17 protein-coding genes are annotated in these 17,726 nt (G+C 51.4%); 15 read left to right on the top strand and 2 right to left on the bottom strand.

Features of this window, described 5'->3' with window-relative positions:
• Positions 1 to 34 precede the first annotated feature (34 nt).
• From ACR52_RS25310 to ACR52_RS25295, 4 genes are all read left to right on the top strand, one after another.
• On the top strand, positions 35 to 739 hold the full coding sequence (locus ACR52_RS25310; protein ID WP_082143238.1) for a fimbria/pilus periplasmic chaperone: 705 nt from the start codon (positions 35 to 37) through the stop codon (positions 737 to 739).
• A gap of 239 nt (positions 740 to 978) precedes the next feature.
• Complete coding sequence (locus ACR52_RS25305; RefSeq protein ID WP_048730607.1) at positions 979 to 3,594, top strand: fimbria/pilus outer membrane usher protein; 2,616 nt, start codon at positions 979 to 981, stop codon at positions 3,592 to 3,594.
• On the top strand, positions 3,594 to 4,112 hold the full coding sequence (locus ACR52_RS25300; RefSeq protein ID WP_048730606.1) for a fimbrial protein: 519 nt from the start codon (positions 3,594 to 3,596) through the stop codon (positions 4,110 to 4,112). Before ACR52_RS25305 ends, ACR52_RS25300 begins: the two co-directional genes overlap by 1 nt.
• Positions 4,113 to 4,123: 11 nt before the next feature.
• Entirely contained in the window at positions 4,124 to 5,197 is a 1,074-nt protein-coding gene (locus ACR52_RS25295; RefSeq protein ID WP_161799319.1) for a fimbrial protein, read from the top strand.
• 203 nt (positions 5,198 to 5,400) lie between these two features.
• Here ACR52_RS25295 and ACR52_RS25290 read toward each other — a convergent pair whose 3' ends face one another.
• Positions 5,401 to 5,604: a carbon storage regulator gene (locus ACR52_RS25290; RefSeq protein ID WP_161799318.1), complete on the bottom strand. Its 204-nt coding sequence runs from the start codon at positions 5,602 to 5,604 to the stop codon at positions 5,401 to 5,403.
• 325 nt (positions 5,605 to 5,929) lie between these two features.
• On the opposite strand from ACR52_RS25290, the gene ACR52_RS25285 reads away from it, so the two are divergent.
• From ACR52_RS25285 to ACR52_RS25240, 11 genes are all read left to right on the top strand, one after another.
• Positions 5,930 to 6,508 carry a response regulator transcription factor gene (locus ACR52_RS25285; protein WP_048730600.1) on the top strand — a complete coding sequence of 193 codons (579 nt, stop codon included), beginning with the start codon at positions 5,930 to 5,932 and terminating at the stop codon, positions 6,506 to 6,508.
• Between the two features lie 118 nt (positions 6,509 to 6,626).
• On the top strand, positions 6,627 to 7,181 hold the full coding sequence (locus tag ACR52_RS31905) for a fimbrial protein (RefSeq protein ID WP_082143234.1): 555 nt from the start codon (positions 6,627 to 6,629) through the stop codon (positions 7,179 to 7,181).
• A 228-nt stretch (positions 7,182 to 7,409) separates the two neighbouring features.
• Positions 7,410 to 7,964 (top strand): fimbrial protein, encoded by a 555-nt coding sequence (locus tag ACR52_RS29800; protein ID WP_161799317.1) that lies wholly within the window; start codon positions 7,410 to 7,412, stop codon positions 7,962 to 7,964.
• Between the two features lie 111 nt (positions 7,965 to 8,075).
• Positions 8,076 to 8,789, top strand: a complete 714-nt coding sequence (locus ACR52_RS25275) for a fimbrial biogenesis chaperone (RefSeq protein ID WP_236692189.1) — start codon at positions 8,076 to 8,078, stop codon at positions 8,787 to 8,789.
• Between the two features lie 44 nt (positions 8,790 to 8,833).
• Positions 8,834 to 11,359 (top strand): fimbria/pilus outer membrane usher protein, encoded by a 2,526-nt coding sequence (locus tag ACR52_RS25270; protein ID WP_048730595.1) that lies wholly within the window; start codon positions 8,834 to 8,836, stop codon positions 11,357 to 11,359.
• Positions 11,360 to 11,385: 26 nt separating this feature from the next.
• The gene (locus tag ACR52_RS25265; protein ID WP_048730594.1) at positions 11,386 to 12,468 is read left to right on the top strand and encodes a fimbrial protein; all 1,083 of its coding nucleotides are present in this window, start codon (positions 11,386 to 11,388) and stop codon (positions 12,466 to 12,468) included.
• A 128-nt stretch (positions 12,469 to 12,596) separates the two neighbouring features.
• Entirely contained in the window at positions 12,597 to 13,463 is an 867-nt protein-coding gene (locus ACR52_RS25260; protein WP_048730591.1) for a winged helix-turn-helix domain-containing protein, read from the top strand.
• Positions 13,464 to 13,597: 134 nt separating this feature from the next.
• The gene (locus ACR52_RS25255) at positions 13,598 to 13,933 is read left to right on the top strand and encodes a hypothetical protein (protein ID WP_152687690.1); all 336 of its coding nucleotides are present in this window, start codon (positions 13,598 to 13,600) and stop codon (positions 13,931 to 13,933) included.
• 347 nt (positions 13,934 to 14,280) lie between these two features.
• Complete coding sequence (locus ACR52_RS25250; RefSeq protein ID WP_152687689.1) at positions 14,281 to 15,477, top strand: EAL domain-containing protein; 1,197 nt, start codon at positions 14,281 to 14,283, stop codon at positions 15,475 to 15,477.
• 40 nt (positions 15,478 to 15,517) lie between these two features.
• Complete coding sequence (locus tag ACR52_RS25245) at positions 15,518 to 16,372, top strand: winged helix-turn-helix domain-containing protein (RefSeq protein WP_048730587.1); 855 nt, start codon at positions 15,518 to 15,520, stop codon at positions 16,370 to 16,372.
• Positions 16,369 to 16,851, top strand: coding sequence for a hypothetical protein (locus ACR52_RS25240; RefSeq protein ID WP_048730586.1), 483 nt, complete (start codon positions 16,369 to 16,371; stop codon positions 16,849 to 16,851). The genes ACR52_RS25245 and ACR52_RS25240 overlap by 4 nt, the downstream gene beginning before the upstream one ends.
• Positions 16,852 to 16,883: 32 nt before the next feature.
• Here the strand turns inward: ACR52_RS25240 and blaPFM are convergent, their stop codons facing one another.
• Positions 16,884 to 17,645 carry a PFM family subclass B2 metallo-beta-lactamase gene (blaPFM, locus tag ACR52_RS25235; RefSeq protein WP_053221259.1) on the bottom strand — a complete coding sequence of 254 codons (762 nt, stop codon included), beginning with the start codon at positions 17,643 to 17,645 and terminating at the stop codon, positions 16,884 to 16,886.
• Between the last annotated feature and the right edge of the window lie 81 nt (positions 17,646 to 17,726).

Raw genomic sequence — 17,726 nt, 5'->3', positions numbered from 1 at the left:
AAAATGCATCGTGGAAATTGATGAGGAATAGATTTTGGACGTTTTTAATGCGTACAAAAAAAAGATGGTTGCAGGTGCTGCACTCTTGTTGTCGTTAGTCTCGACCGCATCTTTCGCCGGAGGGGTAGGGCTGGGAGCGACACGGGTTGTTTATCCGGCAGACAGCAAGCAGGTTTCTCTGTCTGTTAGTAATACAGATAAAAACAATGTCTATTTGCTGCAATCCTGGATCGATAACGCTGAAGGTGGGGTCACCCAAGACTTCATGATGACGCCCCCCCTGTTCGTTATCAAGCAAGCAACAGAAAGCGCACCCGCCGAGAATACCTTGCGCCTGGTCTACGCTGGTCCGCCCTTGGCGCAGGATCGTGAGACGCTGTTCTGGGTCAATGTCAAGGCGATCCCTTCGACAAAGCGGGATGCAGATGATGGGCAGAGCAAACTCCGGCTGGCGGTGGTCAGTCGCATCAAGCTTCTTTACCGACCTAAAGAGTTGGCAAACGGGCTTCAGGACTCCGCATCGAAAGTAGAGGTCAAACGTGTGGGTAACACCTTGGCGATCAATAATCCAACACCTTATTTTATCAGTCTAATCAAAGTATCAGTTGGCGAGCATGTGTTGGACAACACCATGGTCGCACCTTATGGACAAGGGAAGGTCAGTGTGCCGGAAAATGCCAAAGGTGAACTTCACTATTCCTTTGTAAATGATTACGGCGCTTTGATCAAGCTGAAATAAAGCAGCGGTAAATCCTGGTTTTTCTGCATTTGTTCAATCAGCTTCTTAATGGCGGCTAGTATTTGTTCGTCCTTGAATAAGCCATGGGCCACTACTGAAAATGATACGGATTGAAGCTGGGCACTTAGTGTGAGGTACCTGTCAGATAGTTTGCTGGATGAAGATTTATTAATCTCGATATTTATATGGATAGAATAACTAGGGTGTGCGGAATGAGATGGTGTCCCCGACCGGCTAATATGGATTTAGCCACTAAGCATTCTGCAGTCAACGTGACTGCTTTTCGTTATGCCAAGATATATGTATATTTGATTGCCTCGATTTATGGTGGCTGGGTACATGCCGATCAGTACTTTGATCCGGCCTTTCTGTCCGACACCAAAACGAAAGTTGCAAACCTTTCCAGATTTTCAGCGGCGGACACCATTCAGCCAGGCACCTATCGAGTCGACGTCTACTTGAATGGCGCGTTTATCAATACTCGTGATGTGGTGTTTGAGGAAAATACATACTCGACAGACGGCGCTCCTGCGCTTGCTGCGTGTTTCAGTGCTCAGGAGATCAAGGACTTCAATATCAACCCTGCCGCTGTTCCGGGGTTGGAATCCGTATTGCCGGGCAGCTGCGTTCAATTACAGTCGCTAATGGCTGAAGCGCAAAGTCGCTTGAACCTGGAACAGTTGCGGCTGGACGTCAGCGTGCCCCAGGCAATGTTAACCGGCAAGGCCAGAGGCTTCGTACCTGTAGAAGAGTGGGACAACGGAATTAGTGCACTCTTGGTCAGTTACAACTTCACAGGGGCCCACAGTACCGCTTCCAACAGTGCATCCAGTGATAACTATTTCTTGAACCTCAATACCGGACTGAATATCGGTGCCTGGCGCTTGAGGAATGATTCGACGGTTGACAAGGGCAATGGCTACTACTCGGATGCCGGTGTCAGTTGGAAAACCCTGAACAGTTATGCGCAGCGTGCGCTACCGGGGATCAAAAGCAGCCTGATACTGGGGCAGACATCGACATCGAACACGGTTTTCAACAACTTCAACTTTGAAGGGGCACGGCTGTTGTCGGATGACAACATGCTGGCGGACAGTGAGAGAGGTTTTGCTCCGGTCGTCAGAGGGGTTGCCAACAGCAACGCCGAAGTGACTATCCGTCAGGGCGGGAACGTGATCTATCAAACCTACGTAGCGGCCGGGCCTTTTACGATCAACGACCTCTATCCGAGCTCGTCCAATGGCGATCTGCAAGTCAGTGTGCGTGAAGCGGATGGTCGAGTGAATCAATACAGCGTGCCGTATTCTTCGCTGCCGGTTTTGCAGCGCGAAGGTCGGCTCAAATACGATCTGGTTGCCGGTACGCTACGGGGCGCTGATTACCAGAGCAGCCCAACTATCCTCCAGGGCACCTTGGCATGGGGGCTGCCCCACGGCCTGACCCTATACGGCGGAGTACAGAATGCAGAGAAATACAAAGCGTACTCCTTAGGCGCGGGCCAGAACCTGGGAGACTGGGGGGCGTTGTCGCTGGATGTGACTTCGGCCCACAGCATTCTGGCGGACGATAGCCAGCATACCGGTTATTCGATCCGCATGTTGTATGCCAAAACCCTGATAGGCTCCGGTACCAATTTCAAGTTGGCGGGTTATCAGTATTCCACTCGCGGCTTTTATAACTTTAGTGACACGGCTAGTAAAATGATGGAAAGGCGACCGTCGGTTATAACTCAAGACGGCGAGGTTTATCAAAAACCTGAGTTCTACGATTATTACAATTTGAACTACCCAAAGCGCAGCAGTGCACAGCTCAATATTTCTCAACCATTGGGCAGCTTTGGTTCTGTGTATGTCAGCGGTCATCGGCAGACATTTTGGAACACCCAGGAAGTTACCGACCTGCTGCAGGCTGGCTATCACACGTCGCTGAAAGGGGTCAATTATTCCCTTTCTTATAGCTATAATAAAAGCGCTTGGGTTAACAGCACGGATCAGGTCTTTGCGCTGAGTGTCTCCCTGCCATTGGGTGACGGCGCATGGACGGGTAAAAGAGGTCCGCGAAATAATTCTGCGTATGCCAATTATGGGCAGACACTCAATAACAAAGGTCATGCGCTATACAGCGCGGGTGTGACCGGCACTGCGCTGGAACACAATAATCTGAGTTATGGCGCACAACAGAATTATAGCGACAAGGATCATGTAGCCAGCAGTAACGTGAATGCACATTATCGGGGTGCTTCCGGTAACGCCAATGTCGGCTACAGCTACAACAATCGCAACAGCAGTAGTCGCCTTAATTATGGTTTCAGTGGCGGTATCGTGGCTCATGAGGATGGTATGACGTTCAGTCAGCCGCTGGGGGAAACCAACATCCTGGTGAAAGCTCCACTGGCCAAGGAAGTGAAGCTTGCCAGCGGTGTGGGGATAAAAACCGATTCTCGCGGTTATGCCGTGGTGCCTTCAGCTTCGACCTACCGACAAAACAGGGTAGCCCTGGATATCAATTCCCTGGCCAATAACATCGAGTTGGACAACCCGGTCGCCTACGCCGTGCCGACTCAAGGTGCTCTGGTGCGCAGCACCTTCGCTGTGCGGGTAGGGGTGCGTGCACTTATGAATATTACCTACAAAGGTATGCCCGTGCCCTTTGGTGCAAGTGTGACCCAGGCGGCAAACCCAGGCGATAACATTGTGGGTAACAACGGTCAGGTGTTCCTGTCCGGCCTTGCTCTGGAGGGGCAATTGAAGGTGTGGTGGCAAGACGGCCCTGGAGGGCAGTGCACGGTTAACTACCAGCTGGACGAGGGCAGTGAACTTAAGGACATCAGTAAACTGGCGGCGGAGTGTGTGTAATGGGAAAGCGCTTTCTTTGGGTGATTGCAGGGTGGACCTTCTGTCATCACGCCGCGGCCTATGACGTGCTGGTGAATATCAACGGGGCGATCGCTGCTAACGGTTGTATGGTTTCGTTCGCTTCGCAGCAGATGACGGTGGACTTTGGTAATGTTGCCACTAAACAGTTTTATGCAAGTAACATCCCTTGGGGTAAGCAGAAGTTCGTGATTGGCCTTGAAAGATGTGGTGGTGATGCAACGGCAGTGAAAGTGTCTTTTCAAGGCGCTGCCGACACAGATAACGCCTATCTTCTGCAACTTACCCAAGGGGACGGCATTGCCACGGGCCTGGCGATTGAAATACTCGACGTGAACAGTGAAGCCATTCCAATTAATACCCAGTCATCGGCTTTTACGATCACCCCGGCAGTAGTGACGAATGAACTGTTGTTTTATGCGCAGTATCGCTCCACTGCGAGTACGGTTACCGCTGGACCCGCCAACGCGACCGCAAATTTTGTTTTGGAGTATCAGTAATGAGGACTTTCATGAGGCTGATAAGCAAAGGCAGTGCTCTTGTTCTTTCGATGCTACTGTTATTTATGTCTAACAGCGCTTCGGCGGGAGCCCGTAGTACATCCATAGATACCCAGGACGTTGTCATACAAAAGCCTGTGCTCAATAACTCGATAATAGGTGAGGCGTTAACCGGTTGGATTAAGGGTGGTCCGAAGCAAGTGATGAATAGTCAAGGTACTATTTATGGACAGTTTGGTCTGACCATTAATACGCCCGTGTCAAATATATCTTACTCTGAATCTGGATATAACTATAGCGTATACGACGTGTACCTGCCGGGGGGAGAGCTATCAGGTATTGGATTTATCTTGAGAACATTCTCGCAAGAATGTGCTATTATAATTGGCTGTACCAATACGGGGCCGCATATACAGAATACAGGTAACGGGTACAAGCAGTTTCAAGATGGAGTTCTAGCAAATTTCAACGTTGCTTATTCATATGAAATAAAGTTCATTGCAACAAGTGCGAATATAACGGCTGGTTCATATGTCCTGGGTGGGAATATTGTCGGACAAGCTAATTTTTTTTCTACCTTTAGAGCTGATGGTGATGTGTTTTTAGGTCCGTTCAGACTGACTTATGAACAGAGCGGTTGTACGGCGAGTCTTTCGCCGGCTGTCATTAATATGGGAGTCGTTTCCCCTCTAGGGTTTAAAGGGGTCGGCACTACAGTCGCTTCAAACGCGCCGGTAACCGTGAGCCTTCAATGCAGCACTCCTGACATCGGGGTTTTGGCAACCATGACGGATCAAAATGATTCAGGTAACTCTACACAGACACTGCAGTTGACACCCGGAGCCACTACTACTGCCACCGGAGTAGGCGTTCAGTTTCTCAGGGATGGTAGCTCACTGGTGACTTATGGACCCAGTTCGAGCTTTGTCGATTCAAACTCCACAGCCCAATGGCGGGTGAAGGATAAATCCACGCTGAGCAACACTGCCCAGTTTGTCCTGACGCCGCAGTATATTCAGACTGCCAGTTCCATCACCCCTGGCGAAGCCAACGCAGTAGCCAGCATTACCTTTGCCTATGATTGACTCGAGGTTTAGTCTTGGTACGCTCTTGTCGAACGACAATAGATAGTTACCGGTGCAGAGGATTGCAGATGCGTATTCCTGAGCATTGAGGGTTAACTAAGCAAGAACAGCAATCTGCGGCTTACTTGCCATCATCCTGCAAGGGAAAAATACCCTATCTTGGTCGATTAACGACCAGGATAGGGTGCAAGGCTAAGAAGCGGCTATTCGGAGGTTGCACTCTTTAACTTATCGTTTTGCCGCTGGCGTTTTTTCGGAGCCAGGACCAGCTCTGCGCGATAAATAGGGATATCTCTTGGCGCTTCAAACCCTAATTGGACCTGCTTACCTTGGATCGTCAATATCCGGATCTTGATGTCGCTACCCAGACAACCGGTGTCACCGACCTTGAATGTAATAATTTTCACGTGTGATTCCTCCATGACATTTTCCATTTACACATGATCTACCTGGCTATCGTTTAACTTAAGTCAAAAAGCATGAAAAGCCTGTCATGTGGTCTGTATAACTCCTTGCACGTTGACGTGATTGGATTTGAAGTGCGGCGCAATGTGAATGAGCCAAAAGAGGCATGTTTTAGGTTAATCGGAGCGTGTGTTGAATTAGGCTGAGCGTCTTGTCGAGCGCTTGCCTGGTCATAGCGTTCTCGAAAAGTATGTGCTAGAGGCGGAAAGAGTGATGGAAACAATATCAGCCGTTGTGCTGTCGGGTTGTTGGTGTATAGGCGGCGAAATGGCCGATATTTTAGAGGCGGAATCTGTCAACGTATTGATCAACACAGTGTGCGCGGCACAGGTTGTTGAGGCTGCGCGAACACGGCTTGCGAATATTGCAATCTTGGACCTTGCCACCTTCAATATTGAGGGCCTTGAGTTGATCAGGCAGCTGCGTGCCGGCAACCGCGAACTGAAAATTATTGTGCTGACACAGCAAGACTCCAAGCATTTTTCTGCGCGTTACAGCCGTGCGGGGGCCACGGTGTCGTTACGCGTTTCAAGGGATGTGCGGGGGCTGGCATTTATTCTTCGGGCCATACGCTCGGGCTACGCTTATTTCGACTTTATTAAAGCACCCCTCAAAACGCGCGAGCGGTCGTTTGCCAATGAAACTGATTTGATTGCTACGTTGACGGATCGCGAGCTAATGGTATTTCAAGGGTTGGCGAGGGGTTTGAGTAATAGGCAAATCGCCGAAAACATGAATGTTGGCAGGCGTCATATCAGTGTGTATAAAACCAATATTTTTGAAAAAATGTTATTGCGTTCGATATCGCAACTGCAGGCGTTAGCGGCTCGCAATAAGCTGGGGTAATCTCGCGTGACTAATCGTGAATCACTCTTCTTCATTGGCGGTGTACTGGCTGAGGGCTAAGGTTGTGCCTAACAGCCTGCTAAACGAAGCGTTTAAATGCAGCCAGGGAGGTAGAGTGATGATATATAAATCCGGTGTAAGGGTTATGGCGCTAATAGCGACGTTGATTTCGCTTGTCCAGCCAGTAGTAGCCGCACCGGTTGCGGGTGAAGGTACCCTTAACTTTGGCGGTAGGTTGGTGGCGCAAACCTGTACGATCGCTGTCAATAACTCAACATCTGTTGCGCCTTTAGTTCAATTACCCAGAGTGAGCCGTAAAGGAATGTCGGTGGAAGGAGAAACCAAGGGAGGGACAAGGTTCACGTTTAAGTTCTCGGGGTGCTTGTCCAGTTTGGTGACTAAGGCCCGTGTGTATTTCCAGAGTGGATCGAACGTAAGCGAGAGCGGTACTCTGGAAAACAAACTGACTTCCCACGCAGCTACTGGGGTCGCACTCCAGTTATACGACGCGTCGATGAACCCCATCAGGGTAGGAGACCCCTCTCAACTAAACCAGACCGCCATGCCCTTGGCTGACTTGATGGAGTATTACGTTCGGTATATCGCTGATAGTGATGCGATAGGTTCTGGTCCATTTCAAACCAGTGTGACGTATTCAATCAGTTACGAGTAAGCGGGATGTGATCTGATATGTGTCGCATGCTGATCAAGGTAAAAATGCTGCACCTTTGCGCTGAGGGAGGGGTGAGTCAGGAAACGTGTGAAAAACATGCTTTATAACTTTTGAGTTGCTTGATGTTGTTGCATGTGTTTGGCTGATTGTGTTGCGCAATAGGAAGTGCGTATGGCTCACTTGTGTTGCGCCACACTCGACTTAAGTTTAACAAGGGAAGTTATTAAAATGAAACGTCAAGTAATCGCTGTCTCGTTGTTGATGATCGCATCGTCTATCCAGGTTGCGAATGCAGCCTCTGACGGTACTATTAATTTTAGCGGTGGTATCAGTTCTACCACCTGCACCATCACAGTGAATGGTGCTGCTGCGGGTACAACAACCGTTGCATTGCCGACGATAAGTTCGACTGGCATGGATACCGTAGGTGCTATTAAAGGCGCTACGGCACTGAATTTTGCGCTGACGAATTGCTCGGCTACAACGGGAACAACAGCAGGGAGTGCCGCAATCGCTTTCCAGGGCGGTGACGGCATCGCGGGCGGTAATGTGCTTAATAGATACACACCAGTGGCTTCTGCTGCGATGGGCGTCGTGCTGCAAATTAAAAATTCCAATAACGAGGCAGTGGTTATTGGTAACGCACCAGCGTCCTCTGACTACAGTCCTCTTGCCAGCAGCGGTATGACGAAGTCATATACTGTTCAATATCTAACCACCAGTATACCGGTGCAGGCGGGTAGTTTCGCGGGTGCTGTCACGTACTCAATCAGCTATCTATAAGCTATAACCGCTCGTACTCTCAGTGCTGCCTTTATAAGTAAAGACAGCGCTGGGAACTTGATCAGCCAAGCAAGGGATTCTATGGCTTACCTTATATCGATACGCTACGGAATGGCCGTGGTGCTGATGTCAATGGTGTGTTGTCAGGTGAGTGCCAGTGTGGTCATTACCGGTACACGCTTGATCTACCCGGCAAAAGAAGCAGAAATTACCGTAACGCTGGACAATAACGGAGCGCTCCCGGTACTGGTGCAGACTTGGGTCGACAGCGGAGACCCTAACTCCAGCCCCACCCATTCAACTGCTCCTTTTTTGTTAACCCCCCCCGTATTTCGCATGGACCCAAACCAGGGCCAAAGTGTGCGGTTAATGTTTACCGGTGCCAGCCTGCCCGAAGATAAAGAGTCGGTTTATTATTTCAACCTGCTCGAAGTGCCCACCGCGCCTGCGGCGGCTGACACGCCGGTTAATTTGTTGCAGATGGCTTTTCGCTCGCGAATCAAGATTTTCTATCGTCCTGAAACGTTGAGCGGCAACGCATCCGACGCTATTGATCAGGTTCAATGGCGCATCATCCGCCAGGCCGGTGGTCTGGCACTGGAAGGGCATAACCCCACGGCGTTCTATGTCACCGTAGCCAAAGTGGGTGTGGTGGATGGCAAACAGCGGTTTATGGCCGGTAGTGAAATGCTCGCGCCTAAGTCCAAGCACTCCTTTGCTTTGCCCACGCTAAAAAACCTGCCGGGGCCTCAGGCTCTAGTGGAACTCAGCGCTATCAATGACTATGGCGCGGATGTGTTGGTCAAGCGGCCGCTAACGCCTTAGTCGCGGTAGTGGCGATCGCTGCGAACAGTGCATACGAGTAATCCATGAACACTTTTTTTGACTCCTGGGCTGAAGTGGCTCGGTACTTCTGTGTCTCGCGTTTATCCAAACTTGTTGTTGGTTGGCTGTTGGCTCTGGGCATGTCGTGTGGGCAAAAGATTTTCGCAGAGGAGGTGCTTTTTAACCGTGCTTTTCTGCCTGAAGGCTCAGAGAGCCTGGACCTGGCGCCTTTTCAAAAGGGTAATGCGGTGTTGCCGGGGCAATACAGGGCGGACGTATTTGTTAATGAGCAGCCCATCGGGCGCAAAAATATCTTTTTCTCCCCATCGGAGTGGGGCGTCCAGCCCTGCTTCACCCCGCAATTGCTGGATGAATTGGGCGTCAGCCCGACAGCCTACCTGACGCCTTTAGGAGACCCGTCCTGTTTGGTGTTACCTGAAACAGTGAGGGGCGCCAGTGCGACGTTCAACCTGCAAGACCTGATCTTACGCGTGAGTGTTCCCCAAGTCGCATTGCGCCGTGATGCCCAAGGGTATGTCAGCTCTGAGTTATGGAGCCGCGGCACCACCGCAGCGATTTTCGGCTACTCCGCTAACGCAACCCGCACTCTCAAGGGGCATGGCCAAGATTCAGCCTACTTGAGCTTTGACGCCGGAATAAACCTGAGCCATTGGCGTGCTCGCCATAATGGCTCAGTGAGTTGGCAACCGACAGATGGAGCCGCGTACCAGGCGCTGAACACGTACCTGCAACGTGATCTGGCGGGCCTTAAAAGCCAACTCACGCTTGGGGAGACCCATACAACGGGCGAGTTATTTGACGGTTTGCTCTACCGAGGCGTGCAGTTGGCCTCGGATGATCGGATGCTGCCGCAATCGCTACGCGGTTATGCGCCGATGATTCGCGGCATCGCACGCACCAGCGCGCGCGTGGTCATCCGTCAGGAGAGCAACATTTTGCGCGAGATCCTTGTCGCGCCTGGACCGTTTGTGATCGACGACCTCTACTCAAGTGGCTATGGCGGCGACTTGAGCGTGACCGTTATTGAGGCCGATGGTAGCCAGCAACGCTTCACCGTACCCTACGCTTCGGTCAGTCAACTGTTGCGCCCCGGCGTATCGCGTTACAGCTTGACGGCGGGGCAGTTACGTAATCAGTACCTCGACGATCCGCCCAACTTTACCCAAGCCACCTTCCAGCATGGCTTGAACAATATGTTCACTGGAGAAGGCGGGCTGCAGGCGAGCGACAAATACACCGCGTTGTTGACCGGCGTGGCCCTGAATACGCAGTTGGGCGCACTGGCGCTGGACCTGACGCAGTCCAAGACCCGTTTCGTCAGTGGTACAGAGCACGGCAACACTCTGCGCCTGTTGTACAGCAAGAGTGTGCTGGAGACCGGCAGTTACTTCACGGCAGCATCCTATTGGTATTCGGCCACTGGCGCTCACAATCTCAACGATGCGTCGCAGCGCTTACAGTTTGAGAAGAACGTGCTCTCGTCCATGGACCTGGCTTCGCGGATGAGCCGCCGTGTGACACTTAGCGCCAATCAGCAGATCGGAGAGTGGGGGCAGCTAGGGGTCAGCGCGTCATTCCAGTGGTACAGGAACACGGCGGGAAGTGACTTGCAGTATCAACTCAGCTACAGCACCCGACTGGGGCGTGTGGGGTTGAGTCTTAATGCCAACCGCAGCCGCCAGGCGCTCGGGGCAATGGACACCACCTACCTGCTCACCGCTAACCTGCCATTGGCATTTGGCTCAACGCGTAATTACGCTCAACTGTCGGCGCGCTTGGCACGCGATGCCCAAGGGCAACTCAGCGAAGATCTATACCTCAGCGGTAGCGCCAGCGAGGGCAATCAATACAGTTACGGCGTTGGGCTCCAGCGTGATGGGGCAAGTGGCACGTCGGGCACTTCGTGGAACGGCCAGTACCAAGGCGCCAAAACCTCCCTCGGCGGCTCGCTGAGTCAGGGCGATGACTATGCCACCTTGGGTGTCAGTGTAGGCGGCGGTCTGGTTGGGCATCCCAAGGGGCTTACGCTGAGTCCTTTTCGCAGCGACACCATTGCGTTAATCAGTGCCAAGGGCGCCCAAGGGGCTGAAGTGGTGGGATTTCCGGGCATCAAGCTGGATGGTCAGGGCAATGCCGTGGTGCCTTACCTGCGCCCTTATGAACTCAACGAGGTGGGCATCGACCCTCGCGGCGCATCCTCGAGTGTGGATCTGAACGAATCAAGCCGCAAAGTGGTGCCCACTGCCGGGGCTGTTTTAGCGGTGGATTTTGCAACCAATTCGGGACGCGCGCTGTTGCTCACAGTGCATTTAGCTGACGGCAGCCCCGTACCTTTTGGTGCCACCGTGAGCCTTGCCGCCGGTCCGTCGTTAGGCTTGGTCGGGCAGGGAGGGCAGCTCTACGCGCGGGTACCAGAAGGGGTGGACCAAGTAAGGGTCAGTTGGGGGCGAGAGGCCACTCAGCAGTGCCTGTTGCTGCTGCCGGCGCCCGACGCTGGTGGGTCAGGCTTGCAAAGCCGAAACAGCCTATGCACAGCGGTTCAACCCTAATCCGGTTTGGCCTGAGGAGATAAAATATGTTTGGCAACTTCGCGGCTCAATCGCTTTTGGTGTGGAGCCTCGTATGGATAGCCGGAAACGCCTTGGCGGACTGCGAACGGGTCGAGGCGGGCGGGGCAATTGATTCGACAATGCCGCTGCGCATCAGCCAGATTACCGTCGGCCGCGATATCCCCGTCGGCACCGAGGTATATCGTCAAGTCTTCACCCCAGGTGGTGTCGCATCTATCCGATGTACACCCGGAACCCGGGATATTAACCTCAAGCGCAACCTGGAGATGGTCTCTGGGCCTATCCCCGGTTATCAATCCGGTGCAAACGGCAATACCTATCCCACCAACCTTGCAGGCATCGGGGTGCGCATCCTGGACGTCGATAACCGCGCCTTTCCGTTCACTGCAAAACTACCTGACTGCCCAGGACCGCAAGCCTGCGTGTTTCGTGATACGAACCTGGATAAATTCACCCTGTCGTTTGTCAAGGTCAGTGCGCATGTCGAAGCGGGGCCCGTCTTGAGTGCGTCGTTGCCAATCGTGAACATCGGCTACGAAATCCGTGGGCGGCAGTTGCCGGTGCGCAGGGTGCGGCCGTCGGGCCAGTTGAGGGTGGTGTCGCAAACCTGCCAGGCGCCGAACATTCAGGTCAATCTGGGCCAGCACTCTGTGGGTACCCTTGAGAAAACTGGCTACACGCCCTGGCAAGACTTTTCTATCGTGCTCAATCAGTGCCCGGGGTTTTACGGGTACTACTCCGTAGGGGTCAACGTACTTGAGCCAGGCGTAGTATTCAAAACCAATAAAATTGCATTCCGTATCGACCCCACCCAGCGGGCGGTGTCCACTGACGAGGGAATCTTGAGCCTCACAGTGCAGGGCCCAGGGCTTGAGAGGGCGGCGCAAGGTGTCGGTGTACAACTTGCTCTGGAGAATTCCCGGCCGATCAGGCTCTCGACGTTGCTCGACAGTGGCATTTCACTCCAGCCCAAAGAGGGCGGCAGTTATGTCATTGCGCTCAAGGCACGTTACCTCAGGCTGTCTAACTCAACGGTACACAGTGGCCCGGCGAATGCGACGGCGATTTTTACAATCAACTATCAATAAACAAAAACAGCACTTAGAGGCCCGTTTAAACCTGTCTATACTCCCGCTGATACGTCGGCTACCGAGTGCTTCTGGGCACGCGTGGTCCATTGACGTGGTTGAAAGACAGACGCGGGGTATTGACATTAATGCAACCCATTGAAATTGCCGATGGCAGTGCTCTTTCGTCGGTGGTCCCCACAAAGGTCATACTCAGGCTTCATGAGGTTTCGCGGTATGCAGAGTTTTCCCCCAGCCAACACCTGTTGAGGGTAAGTGAGGGGGGCGTTATCACTGGACACGAGTTGAGTTACAGCTCAAGCCGACTGCTTGAACTGCTGATCAGCCGCGCCGACCTTATCGTCGGGCGCGAGGAAATGTTTGCCTACGGTTGGCCGGGCAGGGTGGTGGGTCAGAACAGCCTGAACCAGGCGATTTCCAATATTCGTGATCTGCTGGGCGATGATGTACAGCGAACGATCATCCAGACGGTCCCCCGGCGTGGGTATCGATTTAACTCGGCATACCTGAGCGAGAACCGTGAAGAGTTTAACGTCAGCGACGACTCTGCCCCAGCGCCTCCGGTAGCAGCAGATGCTGCTGAAGGTATCACTCAGCCGCAAGCGTTTTTTGCATTAGGGCGTCTACCACGCTCTACCAACCTGCTGCTCGCTGTGCTGACGATTACACTAGCAGCAACGTTAGTCTGGCGTATCGACTGGGCGCTTTGGTTGCAGCACGGCTTGTTCAGTGCAAGTGAAGCATTGGGCGAGTTAGACGTTCAGTATGTCTCGGAAAGCCCAGAAGAGCTGACGCAGTTGCAGGCCGATATCAAGCCTTTGCTTGATCGTTTGCAGACGGTTGTCAAACAACCGGAAACCATCATTTTCAATAAAATGCATAGTTTTTATGAGATCGTCTGTATTGATCAAGGACGATCTGTGCAGTTTGTGACGGTGCATAAAACCAAATTGTCCCAGTTGACAGATGAGCAACTGAACAGGTGCGTCAATTGAAACCATTAAACATTCGATGGGCGTTCACTTGGTCTGGGTTAGTCGTGATATTAGTGATTTTGCATATTATTTATTCGGCTCAGTCGAGTAGGCAGATATTGCAAGGCACGTTTTTTGCCTCGGGAGTGCTGATCATGAGCAGTGGCGCTGTGTATGACAGCAGCCAGCGCTTACAGTCCCATGGCTATAAACTGCACGACTTTGAAGCAATTAATAAAAATAGCCAGGATTTTTCTCTGACTCAAGTGAGTAGTCTATTCGGTAATGCTCGGTTTGTGACGAATCAAGAGCGGGACGGCGAATGGATTAAAGATAAAATCAACATAGATCGGGATATTGCCTTTAATTACGCTTACTATTCGAACGAATTTTCCAGATTAAGCCTGTATAAAATAAAGGCGCGTATAGGCAGTCAGTGCTTTTATGTAAAAGAGTTGGAGACGGTACGTTGCTTTGGTGCTGAACGCTAACCTTTTTAAATTGAGATATACCCTCCAAGTGCGCAATGACAGTTGCCCTATTTACTAGGTGTTGCTGAGAACCCACGCATAACGGAGGTGGGATGGGTGGCCTTCGCAGGACGCCGCGGCATTTTGGCTGCGTCCATAGTAAGCTTGAGTGGTGAATAATTATGAATTCACCACTCATCACCTCGCCTCTACGCCAATCTGCTTTATCCTCAGCATCCAAATCGGGCAGTCAATAAATCATTACCGTAGCCATGAAGCGACCGGGCTCACTTCATTCCCCTGCTTGTGAGTGTTATTCAGATTTAGCCCCGCAGTTCTAGAAACGACTTTACCTAACAGGTTGATACGTGAAAGCAATCAAGCGCGTTCTTAAGCGTGGGCGTTCTGTTGAGCGCTCATGGGCAAACTCTATGTCTTCAATGTGGTCCCAGGTAGCAGTCGCGCAAGTCGCGCTTTGGTTGATCGTCGCATTACTGATGGTTTGGGCGTCGCTGTACTCGGTGGAACATTTGGCGCAAATGTATATTTTTGAGCGCCTGAGCGGTATTGTCGATTTGAGCAATGGTAACTTCTCTGGTTTTGAGCCCGGCATATTGAGTGAGTTGAAAAGCTTGGGTAACTATAAGGCCCTCGGTGAGGAGTGGCCTTCGCTATTGGCTAAAACCTATGCCTTTATAGAGTATTGTATTTTATTGTTTGTGTCGGCCGCTGGGGTATGTGCCATTATTGGCCTTTATAAGTTTATCACCTCGGTCTATACGTATTACTTTTCGATGCAAGCTAGGTTTTGCAGAGGCTTGGTTAACGGTGAGTTGAGCGTGCACTATCAGCCGATAGTGAATATGCACACTGGCCTTTGGGTAGGCGCTGAGGCATTGCTACGCTGGACCCATAAAGGACGGGTGATAAGCCCTGCGGTATTTATACCGTTGATCGAACGTACCGGCATCATGCCGTTGACAACCCGTTGGATTTGTCAGCGCGTGATTGAAGATTACTCGTGCCTGCTATGGGCATGTGACGGGTTTTACATCAATATTAACTTGTCTTCTCAAGATGTATCCGACCCCACGTTTCCCGCGTTTATTCAACAATTATTGAGTCAATATCGCATCCCCGCGTCACGCATTGTATTTGAGATCACTGAAGGTGTCGTACTTGATAAACACGAAGCCATCCTGCATTTGAATCAATTGCGCGACCAGGGCCATAAGATCGCCCTGGATGACTTCGGTACGGGCTATTCCAATTTGTCTTATCTGGATTTCCTGCCTCTGGACATTCTTAAGATTGACCGTTGCTTTGTGAGCAAAAAAGATCAAGGACGCGCCAATACGATTTTGGTTCATCTACTGAATATGGCCAGGCACCTGAAACTCAACGTAATCGTCGAAGGGGTCGAAACGCCCGAGCAAGTGGAGCGTCTGCTTGCCTTAGGGGCAGTCACCGCCCAAGGTTGGTTTTATTCAAAGGACTTGACTGCAGAAGACTTGGTGCATGGGTATTTCTCGTTAGTTCATCCGGATATGAACCGAGTGATCTAAAGAAATAGGTACTCACCGCTATCATTGCAAGGAAAAGAGCATGCAGTCATCGATTGACCCGACGTCGAGCGATAAGGGTATTCAAACGGAAGCTAAAAAAGTATTAATCCTGTGTGCTTCTAAAGGGCGGCAAGTTATATTTTGGCCCTCGCACAATACGTTGGTTATTCATGAACATAATAACCAGCGCAAAGTTGAGCTGGGGTACAGTTCCAGTCGCATCCTGGAAATTCTGATTGACCGGGCAGACACCATTGTCAGTCGCGATGAAATCTTTGCCTTTGGCTGGCCTGACCGTATCGTTGGGCAGAACAGCCTGAACCAGGCTATTTCAACGATTCGGGAGCTGCTGGCCGATGATGAGCATCGTGAAATCATCCAGACCATTCCGCGAAGGGGTTACCAGTTTAACTCCGAGTTCTTGGTTGCGCCCGGGCAAGTTAGCAACATGAGCACTCCGGTTCCTTTAACTTCGAGCGTCGCCCCAAGCCCGCAAGTGCCGCAGGTTAGGCTCTCATGGCTGAGAAGCCGGCTAAGCACTGAGAATATCTTGATGGGAGCGACGCTGATATTAGCGATGAGTTTTCTTTGGCGGATTGATTGGAACCTTTGGCTGCAGCCGGACTTCGTCAAAGAAACAGACACGCAGGGCTTGCTGACCGTGTGGTACACCGGTGCAAATACGCCGGAAGTCGAGAGGCTAAAAGTCACCATGGCACCGGTGCTACGGCGCATGGAGAATTTGTTGGAAGTGCCCGGCACAGTGATTTTAAATACGATGCACAGCTTTTACGAAATCCTTTGCATCAGTGGCAGTACGGTGGAATTTGTTTCAGTGCATAATTCGAAGTTAGCCCTCTTGACCGACGAACAGTTAGACAGGTGCCTGAAGTGAGCAAGCGCAGTGTTGGACTGCTGGTGGGCATCGTGGTACTCGTGGCCTTGCATTTGATGTATTCATCAGCATCGCATAAAGATTTACTTAAAGGCGCTTGTTTCACCACCGGCTCGATGATCATGAGCAGTGGTGAAGTCTTAAATGTGCTGATCAGGCTTCAGTCGCATGGAAATCAAATTCATGATTTTGAGAAAATCAACTATGATAGCCAGAAGTTTTCGTTTGAGCTGGTTAATAACTTCTTCGGTAGTGCACGATTTATGACTAGCCCAGTAGGCGGTAATGAGCTGCTTAGAAGCATGTCAGTGCGGGATCGAGATGTCGCCTTTAATTACGCTTATTTATCCAGTTATGCGTCACAATTGACCTTTTATAAGTTAGACCTGAACCCTGACACGCCGTGTTTCTATATCAAAGAGCTGGAGCGCGTATTATGTCTGGGCAGCGAGCGCAGTCGCGATATTTCATTACGCTGAGCTCACCCACACTGGCAAAATCCCCGCAAGTGTTACTGCTCGCCGTGTTCGAGCAGGTTCAGATAATGGTCAATCAACTCAACGCTTTGTATCGGTGAGTTATGTCCTGCGATAATCGTTTCAACGGGCAATTCACCGCTGCTGATCAGCCCTTGCAATTTCTTCAGGGTTTTCGGGTACTCACTGCGATTGGCGAACGTCATGTTACCCAGCTTTTCCTTGAGGATGCAGTTTCCATACAAGACACGTTCTTCTGGAAAGTACACAAAAATCCCATCTTCGGTGTGAGACGCGCCTAAATAGAGCGCTCGAACATGACCGTTTTGCAAGGCGAAGTCGCCCGGGTAAACCTGGTCCGGAAGGCTTTGTTCCAGGACCGGATAATGTTCCATCCCTTGCCGGGTAAAGTCGACAATACTGCGCCACTGGCTTTTTTCCAGGTCATAGGTCAGCTGTGTGGAGACAATACTGGCGCCGAGCTCCCTCCAGTAGGCGTTACCTCCCGCCCGGTCGGTGTGGTAGTTGGTGTTGATCACCTCCTTGATGGGCAGGGGGCTGACTTTCCTGATTTCCTGCTCGAGCTTTTCAGCGGTGGCTGGGGTCCAGGTTGCGCCGATGACGGTGATGTGTTGCTCGCCAATGTAGACCATTGAGTTCTCCTGCACATACTCCTTGTCTTCAACGATGTAGAGCGGGCCTTTGAAGTTGGTAAGGGTCAAGTCACTCTGGTTAGCGAAGACCTGGGAGGTAATGCAGGCCAGGCTGATGGCTGACAGAATATTAATAAGCTTCATAAGTTTCTCAGGGAGTGAGTTATACAACACAGGGGCATGTCCCCACCTGTTCTGATCGGCAGTGAGGACGCGCCATAGAAT

Source organism: Pseudomonas fildesensis, from assembly GCF_001050345.1.
GTDB lineage: Bacteria > Pseudomonadota > Gammaproteobacteria > Pseudomonadales > Pseudomonadaceae > Aquipseudomonas > Aquipseudomonas fildesensis.
The sequence above is the reverse complement of the archived record's forward strand: the minus strand, read 5'-3'. Positions and strand labels throughout refer to the sequence as shown.